The sequence below is a fragment of the Bartonella sp. MU37NMGALS genome (assembly GCF_042194015.1).
Taxonomy (GTDB): domain Bacteria; phylum Pseudomonadota; class Alphaproteobacteria; order Rhizobiales; family Rhizobiaceae; genus Bartonella; species Bartonella grahamii.
Genome location: NZ_JBHIML010000002.1, coordinates 203,469 through 224,372, shown reverse-complemented (window position 1 = coordinate 224,372; position 20,904 = coordinate 203,469). Strand labels below are relative to the sequence as shown.

18 protein-coding genes, 1 tRNA gene, 1 other RNA gene and 1 pseudogene are annotated in these 20,904 nt (G+C 38.4%); 7 read left to right on the top strand and 14 right to left on the bottom strand.

What is annotated here, in order from left to right; all coding sequences use genetic code 11:
- Positions 1–1,152, top strand: coding sequence for a 5-(carboxyamino)imidazole ribonucleotide synthase (locus ACFIJP_RS02385; protein ID WP_375625364.1), 1,152 nt, complete (start codon positions 1–3; stop codon positions 1,150–1,152).
- Positions 1,153–1,208: 56 nt separating this feature from the next.
- Here the strand turns inward: ACFIJP_RS02385 and ACFIJP_RS02380 are convergent, their stop codons facing one another.
- Both ACFIJP_RS02380 and ACFIJP_RS02375 read right to left on the bottom strand, forming a co-directional pair.
- Entirely contained in the window at positions 1,209–1,352 is a 144-nt protein-coding gene (locus tag ACFIJP_RS02380; protein ID WP_375625363.1) for a hypothetical protein, read from the bottom strand.
- An 803-nt stretch (positions 1,353–2,155) separates the two neighbouring features.
- The gene (locus ACFIJP_RS02375) at positions 2,156–2,278 is read right to left on the bottom strand and encodes a hypothetical protein (RefSeq protein ID WP_375625362.1); all 123 of its coding nucleotides are present in this window, start codon (positions 2,276–2,278) and stop codon (positions 2,156–2,158) included.
- A gap of 2,031 nt (positions 2,279–4,309) precedes the next feature.
- Between ACFIJP_RS02375 and ykgO the strand changes: the two genes are divergently transcribed.
- Complete coding sequence (gene ykgO, locus ACFIJP_RS02370; RefSeq protein WP_013545486.1) at positions 4,310–4,435, top strand: type B 50S ribosomal protein L36; 126 nt, start codon at positions 4,310–4,312, stop codon at positions 4,433–4,435.
- Between the two features lie 154 nt (positions 4,436–4,589).
- Complete coding sequence (locus ACFIJP_RS02365) at positions 4,590–5,375, top strand: tetratricopeptide repeat protein (RefSeq protein ID WP_375625361.1); 786 nt, start codon at positions 4,590–4,592, stop codon at positions 5,373–5,375.
- Positions 5,376–6,270: 895 nt separating this feature from the next.
- Here the strand turns inward: ACFIJP_RS02365 and ACFIJP_RS02360 are convergent.
- The gene (locus ACFIJP_RS02360; protein WP_375625360.1) at positions 6,271–7,971 is read right to left on the bottom strand and encodes a DNA polymerase; all 1,701 of its coding nucleotides are present in this window, start codon (positions 7,969–7,971) and stop codon (positions 6,271–6,273) included.
- Between the two features lie 542 nt (positions 7,972–8,513).
- Between ACFIJP_RS02360 and ssrS the strand changes: the two genes are divergently transcribed.
- From ssrS to ACFIJP_RS02345, 3 genes are all read left to right on the top strand, one after another.
- Positions 8,514–8,674: non-coding RNA, 6S RNA (ssrS, locus tag ACFIJP_RS02355), on the top strand.
- 319 nt (positions 8,675–8,993) lie between these two features.
- Complete coding sequence (locus tag ACFIJP_RS02350) at positions 8,994–9,599, top strand: 5-formyltetrahydrofolate cyclo-ligase (protein WP_375625410.1); 606 nt, start codon at positions 8,994–8,996, stop codon at positions 9,597–9,599.
- Positions 9,600–9,617: 18 nt separating this feature from the next.
- Positions 9,618–10,439, top strand: a complete 822-nt coding sequence (locus ACFIJP_RS02345; protein ID WP_375625359.1) for a TIGR00282 family metallophosphoesterase — start codon at positions 9,618–9,620, stop codon at positions 10,437–10,439.
- 360 nt (positions 10,440–10,799) lie between these two features.
- On the opposite strand, the gene ACFIJP_RS02340 is transcribed toward ACFIJP_RS02345, so the two are convergent.
- From ACFIJP_RS02340 to ACFIJP_RS02305, 8 genes and pseudogenes are all read right to left on the bottom strand, one after another.
- Positions 10,800–11,153, bottom strand: coding sequence for a helix-turn-helix domain-containing protein (locus ACFIJP_RS02340; protein WP_375625358.1), 354 nt, complete (start codon positions 11,151–11,153; stop codon positions 10,800–10,802).
- 280 nt (positions 11,154–11,433) lie between these two features.
- A complete protein-coding gene (locus ACFIJP_RS02335) occupies positions 11,434–11,790 on the bottom strand; it encodes a helix-turn-helix domain-containing protein (RefSeq protein ID WP_375625357.1) in 357 nt (118 codons plus the stop codon).
- Between the two features lie 319 nt (positions 11,791–12,109).
- Complete coding sequence (locus ACFIJP_RS02330) at positions 12,110–12,424, bottom strand: hypothetical protein (RefSeq protein ID WP_375625356.1); 315 nt, start codon at positions 12,422–12,424, stop codon at positions 12,110–12,112.
- A 261-nt stretch (positions 12,425–12,685) separates the two neighbouring features.
- Entirely contained in the window at positions 12,686–14,596 is a 1,911-nt protein-coding gene (traG, locus tag ACFIJP_RS02325; protein WP_375625355.1) for a Ti-type conjugative transfer system protein TraG, read from the bottom strand.
- Between the two features lie 774 nt (positions 14,597–15,370).
- Positions 15,371–15,637, bottom strand: a complete 267-nt coding sequence (locus ACFIJP_RS02320; RefSeq protein ID WP_375625354.1) for a hypothetical protein — start codon at positions 15,635–15,637, stop codon at positions 15,371–15,373.
- Between the two features lie 190 nt (positions 15,638–15,827).
- A pseudogene (locus ACFIJP_RS02315) lies at positions 15,828–16,027 on the bottom strand (UDP-N-acetylglucosamine 1-carboxyvinyltransferase); the annotation flags it as partial.
- 188 nt (positions 16,028–16,215) lie between these two features.
- Positions 16,216–17,511, bottom strand: coding sequence for a UDP-N-acetylglucosamine 1-carboxyvinyltransferase (murA, locus tag ACFIJP_RS02310; RefSeq protein ID WP_375625353.1), 1,296 nt, complete (start codon positions 17,509–17,511; stop codon positions 16,216–16,218).
- 159 nt (positions 17,512–17,670) lie between these two features.
- Positions 17,671–17,823 carry a hypothetical protein gene (locus tag ACFIJP_RS02305; protein ID WP_015856869.1) on the bottom strand — a complete coding sequence of 51 codons (153 nt, stop codon included), beginning with the start codon at positions 17,821–17,823 and terminating at the stop codon, positions 17,671–17,673.
- Between the two features lie 177 nt (positions 17,824–18,000).
- On the opposite strand from ACFIJP_RS02305, the gene ACFIJP_RS02300 reads away from it, so the two are divergent.
- A tRNA-Thr gene (locus tag ACFIJP_RS02300) sits at positions 18,001–18,075 on the top strand.
- 358 nt (positions 18,076–18,433) lie between these two features.
- On the opposite strand, the gene ACFIJP_RS02295 is transcribed toward ACFIJP_RS02300, so the two are convergent.
- From ACFIJP_RS02295 to ACFIJP_RS02285, 3 genes are all read right to left on the bottom strand, one after another.
- Positions 18,434–19,177, bottom strand: coding sequence for a lambda exonuclease family protein (locus ACFIJP_RS02295; RefSeq protein WP_375625352.1), 744 nt, complete (start codon positions 19,175–19,177; stop codon positions 18,434–18,436).
- Positions 19,178–20,092: 915 nt separating this feature from the next.
- A complete protein-coding gene (locus ACFIJP_RS02290; protein WP_375625351.1) occupies positions 20,093–20,281 on the bottom strand; it encodes a hypothetical protein in 189 nt (62 codons plus the stop codon).
- Between the two features lie 2 nt (positions 20,282–20,283).
- On the bottom strand, positions 20,284–20,673 hold the full coding sequence (locus ACFIJP_RS02285) for a hypothetical protein (protein WP_375625350.1): 390 nt from the start codon (positions 20,671–20,673) through the stop codon (positions 20,284–20,286).
- Positions 20,674–20,904: the final 231 nt, after the last annotated feature.

The following is a 20,904-nucleotide window of genomic DNA, read 5'->3' as shown; positions in this document are numbered from 1 at the left end:
ATGGCACCGTTTTCCAACACGCCCCCCTCACCCAACACCACCCCCTCACCCAACACCCTCTCACCTAACATGTTACCTCCAGGCAGCGTCATTGGTTTAATCGGCGGCGGACAGTTAGCACGGATGCTCGCCATAGCGGCCGCAGAATTAGGATTTCGAACAGTTATTTTTTGCCCTGAGGCCAATTGCCCAGCCGCTCAAACAGCAAACAGCCATATTGTTGCCTCCTATGACGATACATCAGCTTTAGATCATTTTATTTCTCAGTGTGATGTTGTCAGCTATGAATTTGAAAATCTTTCGCTTCAAACGGTTCAATATGTAGAGAAGAGTAAGCCTGTTTATCCTTCTTCCAAAGCATTAGAGATCACGCAAGATCGACTTTTTGAGAAGCAATTTTTGCGTGATCAAAGGATTGGCACCGCCTCATGGTATGCTGTTGACAATTCTTCTTCTCTTCTTTCCGCGCTCGATGCCTTAGGCGGACGTGGTCTTTTAAAAACGCGTCGTTTTGGTTATGACGGAAAAAACCAGATCAAGCTTGACCACCCCGATGAACAAACCCTTGACGAAGCCTTAAGGACTTTTCAGGAGCAGCCTTGTATTTTGGAAGAGATAGTTCCTTTTTTATCGGAAATTTCAGTTCTCTCAGCTCGCACAAAACAAGGAGAACATATTTTTTATGATTGCCCTGAAAACCAACACAAAAACGGAATTCTTCATAAATCCTTTGTTCCATCACATATTCCACTTGACGTGCAAAAAGCAGCCCAAGAAATCAGCCTAACAGTCATGGATGCCCTCGATTATGTTGGTGTTCTTTGTATTGAGTTTTTTGTCTTAACGGATGGTCATCTTTTAGTAAATGAACTCGCGCCGCGTGTCCATAATTCTGGTCATTGGACACAAAAAGCATGCATAACTTCACAATTTGAACAGCATATCCGTGCTATTTGCGGTCTTCCATTGGGCAGCACATACCGCCATAGCGATTGCCAAATGACAAATCTTCTTGGGAAAAATTTAAGCACGTTAAAATATTTTCTGAAGCAAGAGCGCACCTCGATCCATTTATATGGCAAAAGCACTGTTCAACCCTACCGCAAAATGGGGCATGTCATCCAATTAATGGGACCAGCTAGCAAATTTTAAACCCACATATATACAAATGCTTTTCCCCTCAATGAACTGAAAAACAACCTCTCCCCTCACACCGATATCCAGCGGCTCAAAGCGCGCCGCCCCCCTAACCTTTTAACTTTCCCCTGAAAAGGGCCCCCCGCCCCGCCAGCCCCTCCACACCCTCCTACAAGCCCTGCTCTTTTAAAAACATCACCTCTTCTCGCCCACAAACCATTTCACATCTCATCCCCCCTCAAAAACAAATCTTCACCCCACACCGATTGACTATCCATACGGCTCAACAAACGCTCCCCAACCCCTTTCAACCCTTCTTTCCCACCCAAAACTCTGTCCCCCCTTTTTTTCTCAAAAACATCATCCCCTCATCCAACATGTTACCTCTAAGCATCATTATTCCCCCATGATAACGGCAGCCTCTTCATTTTCCTTTTAATCCCAATCTTTAGGAAATAAACTGATCTATTGATCTATTGCGCCCATAGATACCAATCCCAACGATTGCGCTTTTATTGTCTCTAGCCTCTCTTCTTATGTTTATTTTTGCACAAAAGCATTTTCACAAAAGCATGAGTTTTGTTTTCTCATAAAATCGCTGAGAGGTAAAACGTATGACTCTCCCCAAACAACTCTCGCAAACGAAGCCCAATATCAGCCAGAAGGTAGCCTCTTCAGCATAGAAACTTTCCTCTTTTTCTCCTCTCTTTTTTCCTTAACGAATAGAGGAGCTTCTCCTTTCGTTAATCCGCCCAACATCTTTCTCGAAAAAGCTTCCCTGAACTTCTCCCCAACAGCTTAAATTGCTTTTTTACAGATCAATTTTTCTTCTCTCACGCCCCCTCTCTTTTCAGCGCATCCATTTTCGCACCTTTTAATCCTGTTAAAACAATAAATTATAAGGCGCATCACCACCGTATAATGCTCATTGGTTTTATGACATCCCTTTATTGCATCCCGCACAGTTCTTTATGAACTCCCTTATCGTAAACGCACTTTGTTTACGCATACTCTATAATCAACCACAAAAGACTGTCTGTAACTCTCTATCCTGCTCAGCAATGACATTCGTCAAGATTAACCGACCCGCAACTTCACGAAGTTCCAATTTTTTCGCGCTGCAAGCTTCTTTCAAGAGCACCTAACAGCACCCTTAATTGACTAAATATAAATGTTTATTTTATGATCTTGATAAAGCTAAATTATACTTTTTAATACTACCATTTTAATACTATTATTACCTTTAAAACGCTCATTGTGCGAAAAAATACTTCATTCCTAAAAATAATAAAATAATTTCGCTTGTATCTTATCTTAATATGTGATTAACGTTCAGCACAAACTTAGATCTTTTTATAGCAAAAATATCATACAAAAGGGGAAAATAATGGAGGGTATCTCTTCAAACAAACTCAAAAATGAAAACAATGAAGAAACTTTAAATGAGGCACAGTCTGTTCCTCCCAAAAAACGTAAAGGGGGTCCATTTAGACACATGTTGTTCCTCTTTCTTCTAACCTTTCGGAAACCCATTGTTTTCGTAACGAAAATCCTGTCGATAATCTTTTTATTAATGACAGGAATTCTTTGTCTAATATACCTCACAGGAGGAAGAGAGTCACTGCCCCTATTGATCGGGATACCAATGCTCATTACGTCAGCTCTCTTTGGCATTTGCAACATGTATATAAATTGGTATTATGACATACTTTTATTACGTCTATCACCAGACAATGTAAAGCTTTCACTCTTTCAATAAACATCATCATAGACCACCCTTGGGAAGGTCAAATTTTTCTACAGCATGGATATTAAAAGGAATTCAAACTATCCACATTCAAGAGCCAAAGTGTATTCTCAGTATACTGTCTCTCTCACCGGATAATTTGAATTCCCCATCCGCTTGACAATATCCAGCAACCCACCCCACGTAGAAATACACGTAGAAACAATGGGGTTTCAAATAAGCATAAGCTATTGCCTTCAAAGAGAAATTTATGCATAATCTTTCATTCTAACAGCACAGATTTAATCCCTCATTAAAAGAGCCAAGCGCTCCGCTCCGTTCTTAATCTCCACGTCAAAGATATAATTACAGGATATGATTACAGTACGAAGCTTATCCATTCCCAAACATCCTCTCACCCCTCACATAAAATAAAAAGCCTCAAACAGAAGACGCTTGTGTTACCAATTTACGCACTTATTTTAACACGCACTTATTTTAACACGCACTTATTTTAACACGCGCTTCTTTTAAAGAAACACTTGGCCAATGCACATTGCCACCACTTCAAAACCACCCCCCATCATAGAGCATAAAAGCTCTCGGGTAAAATCGCTTAAACATTCATAGCGCACCACCCTTCTTCAAGCTTATGAAGCGTAAACGCCAGCCTCATCACACCGCTTTGCCAATCCCCAATGTTGCAACACTCTCTTGCACTTGAAAGGATTCATAAAGAACTGTTTTATTCCTTGATCTTCAAGTGTTTTCATCCATACACCAATCCCGCTTGTGATATGCAAGCAGCAAATGCTATGAGATATACAGATTGGCAATGAAAAAATCATAACTCTACGCGAGGCTCTTATTTGCTCTGAACAATAGAAATTTATCCTTAACAATTCATCCCATTTGTCATCATCATGCGGTTTATTTTCTAGGTTTTAAGAATAAGCCTTAAGAATATCATCACACACACTAACAAAAACACCTCATGGTATCAATTTTACATGAACCTTACTAAACGATGATATTTTACGGAAAAACAAGATTATTTTCTCACAAATGAGAAGCTTTTACTTTTTTCCACTCTTTGTCCTTCTTTTGCGAGAATATTTTTACTTTCAAGGAAACCATTAACCCACCATAGGAAATGTATAATACACCCTTGACAAGAATAAGACTTCTTGTTAAATCTTCCTTACTTTTTTGCAATTTTCACTTATTCGTTGTGCTAATGAAGTGTGTTAATGCGTACCTTAAGGGTGCGTTTTTCTTTTTGTGATCACAGTGAAAAAGTGTATCGTGTGATGTTATGATGCAAGTACAATATCGCAATGCAATGTTCATTGAGTGAACAGTGTATTGGGGTTGCGGTGTTGTATTTTTGTGTTTTAATGTTGTATCATAGTATTGTGTTACGTAAACTGTTTAACGGTGAATATGATGAAAATTAAAAATTCGCTTAAAGCACTAAAGGAGCGCCACCGTAACAATCGTTTGGTGCGTCGTAAGGGTCGTATTTATATTCTTAATAAGACGAACCCTCGTTTTAGAGCGCGTCAAGGCTAATTCTTTTGGTTAATGTTTTTATGCCTACTTTTTGTAGGCTTAAAAATTTTTTCTTAAGATTTTTTGGGTTACGAGTCGGTTGGTTATAAGTTCGTTGATTACAAGTCTAGTATTTGATAATATTTGGTGATTTATCTTTTGGGGGCTTGTTTTTATGGATTCTTCTATTTTTTTAAAAACCTTTCGATTTTTTCAGTCGCGTTTTTTCTGTATTTTCAGTCGCGTTTTTTTTCTTTTTTTTGTTGGCATATTTTGTTTTGTTCCCTCGAGCTATGGGCAAAATCCTCCTTCGCTTCCTGAAGATCGGCCTTCTCCACAATCGCTTTTACCCTTAGATGATCTTATTCCCAATTCTCCTCCCCCTTCCTCAACGCCCTCCGATTCTGATTTGTCTGCGGTTATTCTTGAAGATCTTGACAAAGAGCAGCTTTCCCATATTGACAGAGTTAAGCAACGCAAAGAAGCCGAAATTTTACGTTTACTGAAAGAGTTGAAATATTGTGCTGATGTTTCTCAAGCAAAAAAGATCAGTCAACAACTTCAACATTTGTGGTCCCAATCGGGGAGTGAGACGATTGATCTTTTAATGTCATGGGCTGAAAATGCAATCAGTAGCGACGATTATGGACTTGCACTTGATTATATTGATAATGCTATTGCACTTTTACCTACTCACGCTGAAGCTTGGGTAAGGCGCGCTTGGATTCACATTCAACTAAACGATTTCAAGCTTGCCATGCTTGATCTCAACCATGCTCTTGAACTTGAGCCGCGCAACTATATAGCTTTTTTTGAACTTGGCGTTACCATGGAAGCAACAGAGCGTCCAAAACTGGCTCTTAAAGCCTATGAAACCGCATTAGAATATTACCCACAAATGCGCAGAATTCAAAAGCGCGTACAAGCTCTGTTAGACGAACAATCACCACAAGCTCTTTGAAACCATTCAAAAACGAGATGCTTTACGCATCTTTTCAAACTTGGATAAGACGCAAGCCTGCTTTACATTCCACTCAATAAACTCAAAGCCCCCTGCTCATAACCACGCCCTCAAACACCCCGCACGCAATTGACCCCACCCCACGCAATTGAAAATGTCTTTTTTGAATTTTGACCTTTTTTGTATTGAAGGAAGCGTCCAAACACTTCCAATATACCCCTTAAAGAATTTCTTCTCCTAGCAAGCAAACGCTTCACGCTTGAGTCCTCTTCACACCGCCTCTTTTTTCACATCTCTCCATCATGGACAAAAAAATTTTGTAAACACGATCCTCAAAAAATATTTTTTGAAAAAAACTTAAAACATCGCTGAGCCCTTTGATAAACTATTATCGCCTTTTTTTTATTTTTATGAGCTTCAACCATAGCAGAGAACATACCGTATCGGCTCTTCTCCACCCCTCAAAGTTGATAAAACAGCACTGAAATATTCCCCACGAGGCAAAAACTTCAAAGACGCAACGTCAGTTAAACAAACATCCTTGAATAAAAAATATTCCCCTTCAAAGCTCCCCCAAGTATTCCCGCGAAACATAAAAATCAAGCGATTGCCAATGAATATCCTCCCCACACCTTAAAGCACGAAGTCTCTTAACCCGCTTCGGACTGTAAACAATCCGAATTCTAGTAGACTTCTCTTGGTTTCCCACATATGGGATTTTCTTAAACTTAAGGACATTGACCACACACATTAAAACATTGAACCTATCAAGGATAGCAACCTTATATTGCCAGTAAATAACAGTATGTTACGCCATAACAGGATAAAATTTGATACCCTCACGCCTTTCCATGCACGTTTTCATCTCCCAGTATAGTCACTTTCCTATTTTCCTTTAAATTGAAACAAATCTTTCTATTGGGTATAGACCACCAACACCCATTTTAAAACCTGTCATTTTAACGCTTTTACCAAGTTGAAAATCATCCAATGACTTGATGTGAGGCGTTAATTTGTCAGAAGGTATATATGGGCAAACGGCTTGAAAAGTATTATCTTCAAATTGCAAACAATACCGACGACGAGCTAAATATTTAGCTGCTATAATTTTCTTTTTATTTTCTAATTTCCAAGCCCCTATTTTAGAGGGATGAATATCTAATTTTTTAGCATTTTCAGTTTTGAAACAATGGATACTATCAGTGTCACAATAGATAAAATTTTCAAGTCCAATTTTGTAAATAGACTCAATTAAAAACATACGAGCATAGCTTCCAGCAAATAAAGAAATTGGCAAATAACCACATTTTTGGAATATTGTTTCACCCCAAATAAATCTAAGAACATCATTTTCAAATTCGATATATGTTTTAATTCTATGAGGACGTTCAGCCATTTTTCCACATAATGAATTAAGAAACATTTTTCCTATTCTGCTGATTGTTTTATCTGAAGAATTTTTCAATTCAAAAAATTCATCAATATAATCAGTAAAAAGGTCATCTCTTGCTTGAAAGAGATAACCATCTAATAATTCCAAATTTTGGTAGTGATAAGATTGTTTAAACAATTCAAATTCTTGTAATGTTAACATGAATATTTTTTTATGTTCACATTCGTATTCAGATAAAATTTGTAAATATTCAACACCCCCAGATGATGATTGTGTGTTATTATTTAAAATAGGTATTTTGTTTTCTCTTAATTCTGCTGAGTTTATATAAAATCTTTGAAGACCTAGAGGGTGTAAGTCATTAGTTTCAATTTTACCTTTTTTATAAAGAGGTGCCCCTATAGGTAATTGTTTTAACATCATAGCAGGGCCCATACTATTGACATCATAAATTTCAATTTCTTTATTTATGAATTTACCCATATATCTATTAAAAAAACAAAAACCACCGTCATTTGCTTTTCTAAAAATATAATCATCACCTTCTTCTAAAGATGGGAATAAATATGTTTCTGCTTTAATTTTTGTAAATTTTTTAAACATTTTTTCTGACCATACAGCTTTAGCATCAGCTGCAAAAGTCATTTTATTTCTTCCCCATTGGAGTCTTTTTTTGAGAGCAATGGCTAATCCCTTGCTTTCATTCACACAGCAGTCGATATCATTTTGATGAATAATAACATCATCAATGCACTCAAAGAGAGAAGATTCACTTTGTTTTAAATCGGTAAAAGCTGTTATTATGTCTTGTAAAGGAACTAAAAATAACTCTAATGAATCGAATAGATAAACTCTTTTTGATTTATTTGATTGAAATGCAAGTTCCGATCTAAGAACTCTATCCTTTTGCGAGATAAAATCATAAAATTTAGGTGTTATAAGATCATTTTGATTAAAATGACACCATGATCGAATAATAGCATAATCATAGTTTAGGTTATAAGCATAAAATCTTGTACTGTTTTCTATTTTTTTCACAAATTCTAAAAAAAGTCTAACAGGATCACCATCGTTTATTGTAAAAACAGTGATATCTGTTAGATCTTCAACATTAACAATTGAAACCATATAGGGCTTAACAGGTTCTTTAATTGTCGCCTTGAAAGTAAAAGTATATAATTTTCTAAAGTTGATAAGTCTCATGTTTCCTCCCTCTTTAGATTTTATCACCTCTTTATTGTGTTTACTTCATTCTAAAGACAAAAAATATTTATCTTTTACTATATTTCGCTCTTCACGAACACTCTCATAGCCTTCACCCCATGATTGGAGATACCTTTTTACACTTAGAAAATCATAGAAACGAAAAGCGTTCACAATTTGCCCTCAAAGTTGATAAAACAGCACTGAAATATTCCCCACGAGGCAAAAACTTCAAAGACGCAACGTCAGTTAACAAACATCCTTGAATAAAAAATATTCCCCTTCAAAGCTCCCCCAAGTATTCCCGCGAAACATAAAAATCAAGCGATTGCCAATAAACCGTTATGCCTCACTCAATCACCCACTCCCACTCATATTTTTTGCTTTTTTTACTTTGAATAAAGCATTCTATATATCATACAGCCATTTCTAGCAGCCACCCGCAAGGTTATAGAATCATCCTGAAAAAACTTTATGAAAAATAAGAGATTGAGGTTATTTTATCTCTAGCAGAAACTCTGAAATTGTTTTATATTAAGGAGGGTGTTCTGCGCTTCTCGACAGGAAATAACGTATTCCTGAGACCTTAATGATCTCCAAGGGAGCTGTCCCTGATCAAGCCCGTGGGCTTTTTCATATGGCGCCCACCTATTTGTATAGGTTCCCGGGATCAGCTTTTTCCATCGGCTGTTGTGGATCACCCTTTTTTACATCAAAATTTTTCCAGATAAAAATTGAGAGCGTCCTTTTACATAAGACCAATGACGATATGCTCTTTTCAAGAAATAAAAATTACGTTGAGCTTTATTTTATAAAACAGACAGCACTTACAAAAATAATCCCTCTGTGAATCTGCTTCATCCCTTTGCACAGCAAGCAGCGCAAAAGCAGCTTGTCGTATCAAGATACCCTACCATAAGAGCGCACATTTTTTCATGAGCACAGCTCTTGTCCACACAGAGATTTACAAAACGCCAACAATGGATAAAATACCAGCATCTTATAAAACAATTGGCGAGACAATGACACATAATCCCCTCTGTGAATCGGCTTTATCCCTTCGTACACAGCAGCGAAAAAGCGGTTTATCGCGTCGTGATGCTCTTTTAACAGAAGAGCGGGCACTCTTTTCGCAGCGTGCTTGTTGCCACTTTATTGAATACCTTGAAAAAAAGGGGACAAATTTTTCACAGCTCATTTTAGCAGGCTATTGGCCCATTAAATCGGAAATTGACCCGCGTCCTTTACTGGATGCTGTAGCGTTACGCGGCGGACGTTTAGCCTTACCAGCAGTGCTTGATTCCACCACCATGGTTTTCCGTGCATTTTCGCCCAACACGATTTTAGAGCCCATGCGTTTTGGCACCTTTGGTCCAAGTGCAGACAGTAGCGTTGTTGTCCCCAATAATATTATTGTTCCGCTTTCTGCATTTGATCGTCAATGTCACCGTCTTGGCTATGGAGGAGGATATTATGACCGTGCGGTTGAAGCTCTTGAAAAACAAGGACATCAAATAACATTATGGGGCATAGGATTTTCATGTCAGGAGGTTTCCTCTATTCGCGCAGCAGAACATGATCTACAGGTACAGGGGATTTTTACAGAAAAAGGTTTCTTAAAATGTTAAAATGTGATTAAAGCGCCTATGCGTTTTTTATTTTTAGGTGACATTGTTGGTAACACAGGCTGTAAAGCTGTTTTTGAACACCTTCCTCAACTGATTGAGAAGTGGCAGCTTGATTTTGTTGTGGTAAATGGTGAGAATGCCTCTGGTGGTTTTGGTCTCACACAAGAAACGTATCAAGATCTTTTGATGACCGGTGTTGATGTTGTCACCACGGGCAATCATGCTTTTTCTCACAAAGAAGCATTGCAGTATGCCCATGAGAGTGATCGTTTTTTACGCCCTGCCAATTTTTCGAAAGAAACTCCTGGAAGAGGTGTAGGTATTTTTACAGCAAAAAATGGAGCCCGTGTTCTTGTCGCCAATCTGTTAGGCAACGTTTTTATGCCGTGCAAAGTAGAAGATCCATTTGAAACAGCAGAAAATATTCTTTTAGCCTGTTCGTTGATGGAGCAAGCCGATACGGTTATTTTTGACTTTCACGCAGAAATGACAAGCGAGAAGCAATGTTTTGGCCATTTTCTTGATGGTCGTGTGAGTGTTATCGTTGGCACGCATACGCATATTCCCACGGCTGACGCGCAGATCTTAGAAGGTGGGAGCGCCTATTTAACGGATGCAGGCATGTGTGGAGATTACAACTCATCTCTAGGAATGGACAAAGAAGAACCCTTACACCGTTTTCTTTATAAGACGAAGCAAGATCGTTTTGAACCGGCATGTGGTCCCGCCACCCTTTGTGGTTTAGCGGTTGAGATTTCAGACCGCACAGGTTTAGCAGAAAAGGTCTCGGCAGTACGGATTGGTCCTCATTTAAAGCCTGAAGTTCCAGATTTTTGGTAGCTTCTTTTAAGCCGCCCCCTTTGATGATCGCTCTCCACTGGGCGCCCTTTGGATGATTGCTCTCCAATGTTTCCTTTTGAGAACTCTTTTTGGCAAGATGACTTTTCAAGCCCTTCCCAAATCCCTAAAAACACCACGCCTTCCAATTTGCCTAACACAGCAACTTTTCTAACACAAATAAGTCACTCTTTAAAAAGGGAAAAGGTCCAAATTTTCATGATTTCTAAAATGACGAGAAGGAGGTTCTATTTGGACATTTCTGCGGGGGGGGGGGAGGAGAAATGCTAACCCCCTTCTCTAAAAAAGGGTTTATAGAATAATTTATTATTTAGCAAGAGCCTCTTTAATTTTTTCTTTATTCTAACAAAAAATTAATCTTAAAATTGCCTTCTGCTTTTTAGGTTTAAGCTCTCTAAAACTTTTCAAAAGGACTTGCTCTTCTTTACTTCCGATCTCATCATCACAAGTTGAGACGTTTTCCTTTGTTGAGAGATCAGCGTAAAAAAAGGAAATGGGAACATTGAGAATATCAGCAATTTCTTGTAAACGCCCCGCCCCTATACGATTAGAGCCTTTTTCATATTTTTGGATTTGTTGAAACGTCACACCTAACTGGCTTCCTAATTGCTTTTGCGACATCCCGATCATTGTTCTTTTAAAGCGAATTTTTCTGCCTATCGAAATGTCGTTAAAGTGTGGATTTTTATCTTTCACTTCAAGCTCCCCTGCCGGTTGCGAGCGCCTCTTATGCGTATTCCGGGAGTCTGAAAGTACTGAGTTCAGTCAGCTTTTTTTGCTTTTAGTGCTAGAACGCACCTGGACATGGCAAAAACTCCCGGAATCTCGCGATACTTATAAAGCAGGCTAATGTCTCAGCTTGGATTTTCAGGCTTTGGGCTCCACCATTCAACCGCACTGTACAACGAGAACCCTCGTTCTTGTTCATAAAATAATTTCAGGAGACCAGCAATAAATTTAAAACAGTGTTTTTATCTCATGAGACAATCAAACACAAAATTGCCTTCTGCTTTTTAGGTTTAAGCTCTCTAAAGCTTTTCAAAAGGACTTGCTCTTCTTTACTCGAGATCCTTTCATCATAAGGATCCAAGGCGTTTTCCTTTGTTGAGAGATCGGAATAAAAAAAGGAAATGGGAACATTGAGAATATCAGCAATTTCTTGTAAACGCCCCGCCCCTATACGATTAGAGCCTTTTTCATATTTTTGGATTTGTTGAAACGTCACACCTAACTGGCTGCCTAATTGCTTTTGCGACATCCCCAGCATTGTTCTTTTAAAGCGAATTTTTCTGCCTATCGAAATGTCGTTAAAGTGTGGATTTTTAGCTTTCACTTCAAGCTCCCCTACCGGTTGCGAGCGCCCTCGCATAAGTATTCCGGGAGTTGAAAGAGCTGAAACTTGACTCAGCCTTTTGCTTTTAGTGCGCAGACGCACCTGGACATAACAAAAGCTCCCGGAAATCCGGGATATCCATAAAGCTGGATAAATACGTGTCTCAAGTTTCGGGTCTTTCATTCCCTGTTGATCGCTGCGTAGACGACCAAAACATTCGCTTACAATAAAGTAATTTCAGGAAATTGGCAATAAAATTTAAAAACAGTCTTTATTTGTATTTTTATCAGAGGCAGATAACCTCTCATTTTTGATTAAATTATGTGTGAACGAAGTGAGCTCTATTTATTGAAATAAGTATAAGATCATAATCAAGAGATGCTAGACGTAGTAAAAACCTTTCATAGGCATCATGAGCAAACAAGCAAAGAAATATCATGATGATACCACCAATGACCATTGCTGTTTGGTGTTCATAGGGTGCAGCTCCTGCTGTGTATCCGAAAAAAAGAAAAAATAGGAATAAAGCCAAGCCACCAGCAAAGAAGTTTAAGAAGGCAAAAACTGGTTTACGAATGAATAATAAAATAAGGAAGATTGCGTAAAGCAACCTTTTAAATATCACAGCCAACATTCTACGTATTGTTTTAAATATCCAAACGAATATTCTACGTATTATCTTGAACACCCCACGCATTATAGTTGAAGCAATGCTCTGTTTTGCATCTAACCTTTCTTCTTTGGTGTTTTGTCTTCTTAGCAGAAAGACTGCTCATGACTCCCCCATTTTCAAGCCACTGTACTATAAAAATGTACTATAAAAATAATTTATCTCTAATTATATCATCCCAAAATACAACAATATTTTATTCATTTTAACTAAAAAACAAGTGCTTTATTGAGAAGAAAAGCTATTTTCATTAGTAAGAGCTGTTAAATCCTTACGTCTAAAATAGATAGAGCGTCCACAACGGATAGGTGGTTGCCCTTGCATAAGAATAATCTGTTCGTCTTTTCGCATGTTTCGTGTTATTTCATGTGGATATATTAAAGGTCTATGCTGGGTGCTTATATTTTCTGTCCCTCTTGTATGGAATCCTCCTAGAGGTTTGCTTGAATCTTTCACTTCAATGGTCATTTGACCACATGCCTTAGATATATTTTCAGCAGTTTTAATATCTTTTATTGCGGCATAGCTTACAAAAGCACAATTTTCAAACCATGTCATAACGCCTGACGAACCGAAATAGTGTTCTATTTGATCTACAGACTTGTAAAAAAGCATGAGAGATATACCATATTTGCGTCCATGATCACGTGCTTCTTCTAAAATGTTCATATATCCTAAAAGATCAGCATTATCTAAAATAAAGAGCGCTCTTTTTGCATAATTACCATTAGCAGCTTCCATAGCTCTGAGAAAAGAGCCAACAAGGATACGCCCAACACCTGGATAAGATTTTAAAATTTTTGAGGGGATATTTAGAAAAATATCAATATTTCCCTTTGTTATATCGGTAGTTTTAAAATCATGACCACTGATAAGATCTGCATAGTTAGAGAGTGAAAGCCATTGTATATCTTTTGCAGCAGTAGCATAGACACCTGAGAAAGTTTGTTCAGCCATGTTTGTAAAAACGCCAAGGGTTTCACGAATAAATTGCGATGAAGAATTTGATCGTATAGATTGCAATTTTCCAATCACAGAGGGTTCTGGCATTGACATGATCGTGTGAAGGGTTTTTAAGTTTTTTTCCTTTACTGCGTATTCATCAGAAAAGACAATATGCGCAAGAAGCCCTGTTAACAAATTATGTGCTTGTAATACAAAAAATTGATCAGTCGAAGTTGATTTGTCGTTTTCAGAAAGAAGGAGTCTAGCAACTTCAACCACACCCGCTTCTCTTTCATAAAGGGGGAGATTTTCATCTAATAGCCAATCTAAAGGGTTAAAAGTTTTTGTTGAAGAACCATGAGGATCAAGAACGTATACTTCTCTTTTTGACAGCTCCCTTGTTTTTTTTACCATTGGAGCGATTTCAGTTGAAGGGTCAAAAACGACCAGTGGACCGGAATATTTGAGACAAGTTGGAATAACATTACTGGTTGTTTTATAACCACCAGAACCAGCGAAAAATAACATATGAGTTGAATCAAAATTAAGTTTGTATGTTAACAATGGCTGTCTACCACCTTTTCCCCATGTAGTTTTGTCTTTAGGATCAAATTTGACATCTTTAACAACATCTTCGTCGACTCTATAGCGCTCTCCTATGACGACTTCGCCATCACTTGGAAAAATCTTTTCAAGGCGTTTCATACTCATCCATTGAACACCACCAAAGATTGTATTTTTTGAATTTTTCAAAGGTGAAGCTTTAGGTAATGATCGTTTTATCGTGTAACCAAGGATAACAATGCCAACAATAACACCCCCTAAAACCATCCTATCAAAGAAAGGAAAAACATCCGCCCATGTCATATTATTTTGACCTACATAGGGACTGAGTCTGATATATTCATTTGCACTATAATAAGCTGCAAACAAACCAAAGATGATCATGGACGAAATAATGATATTTTTTCTGATATGCCTTTTTTGTAATAAGATGAATGAAGAACATGAAAGTGCAATAAGGATTAAAATATCCAGTGGCTTTGATCTTACAAACCAATAAGCATCAGGCGTCGTTCCATTTTCTGTAATGTTATTGATCGTTATATTGACCAAAAAAGCTACAATGATTGAAAATATGAATGGCAATACTAAAAATATAATCTGTTTTTTGTCTAATTTATTAACCATTTTCCCCCCGCATATCAGAAAAAGCTTCTCTTCCTATTTTTTTCGAAGTTTTTATATTTTTTGAATTTTTATCAAGTTTTGAAACATAAAGCAAGCCATCTTCAGATGAAAGACTTATCTGCCTCTCTAAGACGGGCTTTTATAAAAAGCTCTCCTAAACTAATTTTTTCAAAAATTTTTCCAAAGTTTCTTTGATGCTTCACGCGCTATTTAAATTTCTTACTTAATTCTTTTACGACACTGTATCGGCTTCTTAACAGAAAAAAAACCAATAACAATACGCATTAGTGTTCACTGAAAAAAAGCGCGGTTTATCATATTTTTCCGTAAAACATCGTTGTTTAGAGCCGTGATATAAGGCATGTAAAACTTCACATATTTAAGTGTTTTTTTAGAGTGTGTAATAAATGGGCATGACTTATCCCGTAGAGCCTTTTTAAAGTGAACCACATGGAGTAGTCAGGAGTAGGTCAAACCGCGCCAACAGAATCCGAACTTTTTACAAAACAGCCCTTAAGTCAGGAATATGCATCCTTTAAAGCGGAAGAAAAACAAAGACAAGAAAAAGCGTACAAATCAGGCGTCATGACGAGCACCCCTACTCTGTTTTATGAGATGCATTTCCTTCTAGTCCATGGGCACTTTATCGGCACCCCATTAACAATGCCATCCTCAGCTTTTAAAGAATGAAGCGACTTTTTTGTTATGGTCGTCTTTTATAGGTTTTCCATATTCATTTTTTCATCAATTAAAGAAATTACATCGCCCTTTTCATCAATACCCGTGCCCAAGAGTTCTACTAAACTTCCATGGATTGCGAGATTTTAAAGGATTACACTCCGGATTCTTGTCATGTACTATACACCATTCTATATAAGCGGGGTCATTCTGAAAATCTTCAGGGTCATCATAAAGAACTTTTTTTTCAAGTTGATTTGCACCAGACTTTTTCCATGTACCTGCAATCGTTTGAGGCAATTGAGCTTGATAACATCCAATCATAATCAATAAAGCACTCAATAATTTAAAAGTCTTCTTCATTTTATTTTCCTTGAATAATTATAAATACTATAAAAGTACATAAATTATTTTATTACCATATTTTTATATTAAAAAACAATAAATACTGTGAATATTTACTATCATTTTGAATATATATTCTTTAATACTTTGCTTTGACAATGATAATACAACGAACACAAATACAAAAGAAACAACAAGCGCGCAAATACAAAACCGTCGCCATAACGGGAGCCCCTTCCAAATTCTCTGTTCCAAATTCTCTGTTCCATGAGATAGTTGCCCTCTCGCCCATGGCACTTTATCTGCACTCTCAAGCGATTGAGTTCTTGAACATGCATGAAACGATTTTCGAAAACCGTCTCTGTAATATGCGTGGTTCCCTCAACCCCGTGTCATAAGCGCCGTAAACGACACTGAGAACAATGATACAAGTCTCTATTTGTTTGTTTTATGAAGCCCCACCCGCCTCTCAAACGCTTATGCCAACTCGTAAAAACTCCAAAACCATGAGAGCCCCGCGTTTATTGAGAGGATTAACAACCCTTGTTGTCTGAGATCAAGCCCCTTAAAGGGAGACCGAATACCTTTGAAGAGAATTACACTGTGATGCGTTGAATTTTTGCACCACAACGAACTAATTTTTCTTCTAATCTCTCAAATCCACGATCAAGATGATAGACACGATTAACGATTGTTTCCCCCTTTGCTGCCAATGCTGCAATCACAAGAGAAACAGAAGCGCGCAAATCCGTCGCCATAACGGGAGCCCCTTGCAAATTCTCTGTTCCATAAACGGTTGCCGTTTGCCCATCAAGCTTTATCGAAGCCCCTAAACGATTGAGTTCTTGAACATGCATAAAACGATTTTCGAAAATCGTCTCTGTAATATGCGCAATGCCTTCAGCCCGTGTCATGAGCGCCATGAATTGCGCTTGGAGATCGGTTGGAAAAGCAGGATAAGGTCCTGTTTTAATATCAACAGGCATAATTTTGGTGTTCTTTGGATTTCGCTTAACATGAATTCCTTGAGGTTCTATTTGAATCTCGAGCCCTGTTTTTTGGAGCACCTTAAGCACTTTTGTGAGGTGATTAGGATTTGCATTTTTAAGAAAGACATCGCCTCCTGTCATAGCAACAGCCATTGCATATGTCCCCGCTTCGATTCGATCAGCAATAACGCGTATTTTTGTTCCTTTAAGTTTTTTAACCCCTTCAATTGTAAGCGTTGTTGTTCCCTCACCAGTTATTTGAGCCCCCATAGCATTCAAAGTTCGAATAAGATTTGCCACTTCTGGTTCACAAGCTGCATTCTCAAGAAAGGTTGTTCCCTTTGCCAATGTCGCCGCCATAAGCATTACATGGGTTCCACCAACAGTAACTTTAGGGAAACGATAGTGAGCACCTTTTAACCCCCTTGGTGCTTTTGCATGAACATATCCATTTTCGATCGTAATCTGTGCGCCTAAAGTTTTGAGCCCCTCAAGGATAAAATCGACAGGTCTGGTTCCGATAGCGCATCCTCCAGGAAGCGAAACATAAGCCTCTAAGCATCGTGCAAGGAGAGGTCCGATAACCCAAAAGCTTGCGCGCATTTTTTTCACCAGTTCGTAGGGCGCCCGTGTTGTCGCTATTTTTTGCGCAGTAAAATGAATTGTTCTTGAATTCACACACTCATCGTTAAACTCTTGTCCATCAACGGCATATCCAACACCATGATTATTGAGGATACGAATAAGCAGTTCGACATCAGCCAGATGAGGAATATTTTCTAAAGTGAGCGTTTCTTCTGTCAAAAGCGCCGCAATCATAAGAGGCAATGCAGCATTTTTTGCCCCTGAGATAGGAATTGTTCCTTTAAGTTTTTTTCCCCCAATAATTTGAATAGAATCCATCGTGTTTTCCCTCTTTTCCTTTGTGCCTGCCCTTCCAAAGGTTTTTCCCCCTTCGAGAAGTTATGCTTTATTAATCGTTTTAGAACGCATTCTAAATATGAGAACAAATTATTGAGAAGTTTGGTTGCAAAGCTTCACTAAAAAACATTTTTTTGCATTTTAGAGCTCTGTTTGCGCTCTTTGTCGGCTTTGCTCTTTTCGACGTTTCAGGTTTTGACGCAATTGTTGCGCCAATCTTTCTTGACGTCGTTTTGCTTTTTCATCTTGATGATTCATTTCATTTTGTTTTTGTTTTTGATGCATTTGTGTCATTGCGCAACCTTTTAAACAGTGTTGAGCTTCTATCCAAGCAACTCATAACCTTAAATATTCAAGCGTATAAGAAACATATGTCATGACATAAGATACGTTTTCTTGCAAGAATATACAAATGTTCTCTTGCCTATTTTCTGACAATATGGCACAAGACAGCGCAAAGATTGAAAAGGGGCTGCGGTAGCTCAGTGGTAGAGCACTCCCTTGGTAAGGGAGAGGTCGAGAGTTCAATCCTCTCTCGCAGCACCATTTTATTCTTCTTTTGTTTATTCTTCTCTTACCCCTCTCCTCTTTTTCTGCAAACACCAATCACCTCCATTGAATCCTCCATCAACGAAAATATCATACGCAGCACTCTCTCAGTAAGAAAAGCTCTTGCCTTATTTATTGGTGCCTCCCTAACACTCAACATAAAAGCTCCCAGAACAACAAGGTGCTCAATACGCCTAAATAAGCTTTAACGGTCTTAATTCCCCCTTCAAACATCTTCCTCCATTTTCCAACATGCTTTCATATTCATTCCAAGCTCCCTCCTTGCGCTTTCCTCAAACACCCCACTTTGCTTTTCCCCCTCTGCTCTTTCCTTTTTATAAAACTTTACCCCTCCTCAACGCTGTACAGATCCCTTTCTTGCCCGCCTCATTCTTGTGTTTCCCACCAACAGACGCTTTGCATTCGCTCCCCGCTCTCTGTTTTTCCTTTCCTTCAGAGCAATTTCTGTCCTTATACTAAAACCTGTCTCAACACACTTAATTTGCTGTACCATCTTCTCCAAAGCCTCATTAAAACGGCTAATTTCATTTTCCAGCTTGTAAATATACGCTTCATCACGATAAGCACGTTTAATCAAAGGTGGCATATCTGGCCAATAGAGCATTAAATCCACCCATTCGCGTTGAGAAATCCATAACCCTCCTTGACATTGTGCTTTATGTTCTGCTGGAAAAGTCTTTTGCATGAAATGAGGGATCAAAATTTCAGGTTTTTTTGTTTTAATTTCTAATAAGCCATTTTCTCCCACAAAAGCATCGGGAGAAAATCCTTGTCCGCGATCATCTGCCAAAACAAAGCCAATACATTCAGGTTCTGTATGCGTAAGTTTTGCATAGAGCTGTCGTGCGATTGGTTCTAATTCTGTCCCGCGTCGCTGAGAAACTGTTGTTCCTTCCTCAACGGTTTTTCCTGTAATTCTTTCTCCCGCCAATTTCATCATCACACTATGATATCGTGAAGTTTTTTGCCCCTGTTTTTTTTGTGCCATAACCATCTCAAACAAAGAAGCCGTAATCAAACCATTACGCACTTTCATCCATTCTTCTGTTCCCTGAACACAATCGATAATGATTGGCATAGTATTTCTCCCCTTCACCTTTAAAGTTTTTTTTGCAATATATTCTCTTTGAAACATTCACATTTTTTAAGCTGTATTCCTGTTTAAGCAGTGTCCCTCACACAGACTAAAAGCGACTGCATCCTTCAATGCATCCTTCAAGTATTGTGCCCCCGAAAACACAAAAACTGCCCCCCAACATCCCCCCCGCAGGTTTCTCAATTCCCCAATGAAACTCAGCCAACAGCTTTTCCCCTCGCAAAGCGCCCACAATTTCTCACATATAGGCTCTTTTCTTCATACCCCCCTCTCTCTCATATCGGCTAAAAAATTTCCCGCAAAACGCTCCCCCCCAAGAAGGAAAACATAACGCGCATCATGGTCACCGCAATAAAAAAGCACTTGCCCTTTCATGAGTAAAATAATGCCCCCCCTTAACACGCAACACAAAAGCTCCCAGAACACACGTGTCCCAATACGTGTAAACAAACTTTAACGGTCTTAATTCCCCCTTCAAACATCTTCCTCCATTTCCCAACATGCTTTCTATTCACTCCAAATCCCCTCTTGCTTTTCCTCCTCTGCTCTTTCCTTTTTATAAAACTTTGCCTCTGCTCAATGCTGTACTGCTTCTTCTCTTCCTCCTAAGCCTCATGTTCGTTCTACAACATGCTTTCTATTCACTCCAAGCCACTAATAGTTACCTCTCCCTCCATTTCCTCAATCCCCCCAATGTGAAACTCAGCCGACAGCTTTTCCCCTCGCAAAGCGCCCACAATTTCTCATCCATAGGCTCTTTTCTTCATGCCCCCCTCTCTCTCATATCGGCTAAAATTTCCCGCAAAGCCTCCTAAGAAGGAAAACATAATGCGCATCATGGTCACCGCAATAAAGAAGCATTTGGCCCGTTCATTGCGGCTCCCTTTTTTAATCTAGCTATTGCACGACGGAAAAATCATAGCGGTAATATTCTTCCCCCAATTTTTTTGCCACAGACTGAGCCACCTCTTGCGATATGAAAAGAATAGCGTTGTGTTTTTGTGGTTCGAGTCTGATTAAATTTCGCATATTTCCAGCATAATAAAGTGGAATCCCTTGATAAGAAGTCTTTAGATAACTTGGCATGTTTACCACCAATAATCTGTCAAGACATCACATGGGCGTAAACGATGTTGTTTTTCATAAGAGCCATAAAGATTATCTTCATAATCGCAAGCGGCTCTTTCATTTAAACAAGCATGATAAGCTTCACTATTCAAAACGAAGGGCTGCAATGGCGTATTTCCTTCATTCATTTCATGATTTTCGACATAAAAATCAGCGATTTGTTCTGTAACATCTTCAGCATGAGAAGTTGTCAGATCGAGTCGTAAAACTCTATAAACAGTTTCACATTCTTCAATCAATTCGAGCACTTCTTCGATTTCGTCAATTGGTCCTTCATAAGTATCAGGATTTTCCTCTTCGCATAAAACGATAATGATTTCATCCTCTTTAACGAATGGAATATTTTTCATTATTTCCCCCTTTAGATAGTTGATAAAGCATAGCCTTGTCTTGACAAGACTAAATATAGCGTTAGTCTTATATCCTCTATAGGAGAGATGTCAACCATTTTATCCTTCATAAAAGATATATTTTAAATCTCTGCGGGGTTCAAATGACATATGTAAATAAAAATCTATTATTCTTTGTTCCTCTCATGTCCCTTTGTTGTTCTCTATTTGTTCTTACTCGATTGCAATTAT

Excerpts from the sequence above, each read along its gene's own strand:
- murA (WP_375625353.1), bottom strand. The coding sequence starts at position 17,511 with ATGGATTCTATTCAAATTATTGGGGGAAAAAAACTTAAAGGAACAATT.
- ACFIJP_RS02385 (WP_375625364.1), top strand. The coding sequence starts at position 1 with ATGGCACCGTTTTCCAACACGCCCCCCTCACCCAACACCACCCCCTCA.
- ACFIJP_RS02290 (WP_375625351.1), bottom strand. The coding sequence starts at position 20,281 with ATGCCAAGTTATCTAAAGACTTCTTATCAAGGGATTCCACTTTATTAT.
- ACFIJP_RS02365 (WP_375625361.1), top strand. The coding sequence starts at position 4,590 with ATGGATTCTTCTATTTTTTTAAAAACCTTTCGATTTTTTCAGTCGCGT.
- ACFIJP_RS02330 (WP_375625356.1), bottom strand. The coding sequence starts at position 12,424 with ATGTTGGCTGTGATATTTAAAAGGTTGCTTTACGCAATCTTCCTTATT.
- ACFIJP_RS02295 (WP_375625352.1), bottom strand. The coding sequence starts at position 19,177 with ATGCCAATCATTATCGATTGTGTTCAGGGAACAGAAGAATGGATGAAA.
- ACFIJP_RS02305 (WP_015856869.1), bottom strand. The coding sequence starts at position 17,823 with ATGACACAAATGCATCAAAAACAAAAACAAAATGAAATGAATCATCAA.
- ACFIJP_RS02285 (WP_375625350.1), bottom strand. The coding sequence starts at position 20,673 with ATGAAAAATATTCCATTCGTTAAAGAGGATGAAATCATTATCGTTTTA.
- traG (WP_375625355.1), bottom strand. The coding sequence starts at position 14,596 with ATGGTTAATAAATTAGACAAAAAACAGATTATATTTTTAGTATTGCCA.
- ACFIJP_RS02345 (WP_375625359.1), top strand. The coding sequence starts at position 9,618 with ATGCGTTTTTTATTTTTAGGTGACATTGTTGGTAACACAGGCTGTAAA.
- ACFIJP_RS02350 (WP_375625410.1), top strand. The coding sequence starts at position 8,994 with ATGACACATAATCCCCTCTGTGAATCGGCTTTATCCCTTCGTACACAG.
- ykgO (WP_013545486.1), top strand. The coding sequence starts at position 4,310 with ATGAAAATTAAAAATTCGCTTAAAGCACTAAAGGAGCGCCACCGTAAC.
- ACFIJP_RS02320 (WP_375625354.1), bottom strand. The coding sequence starts at position 15,637 with ATGAAGAAGACTTTTAAATTATTGAGTGCTTTATTGATTATGATTGGA.
- ACFIJP_RS02360 (WP_375625360.1), bottom strand. The coding sequence starts at position 7,971 with ATGAGACTTATCAACTTTAGAAAATTATATACTTTTACTTTCAAGGCG.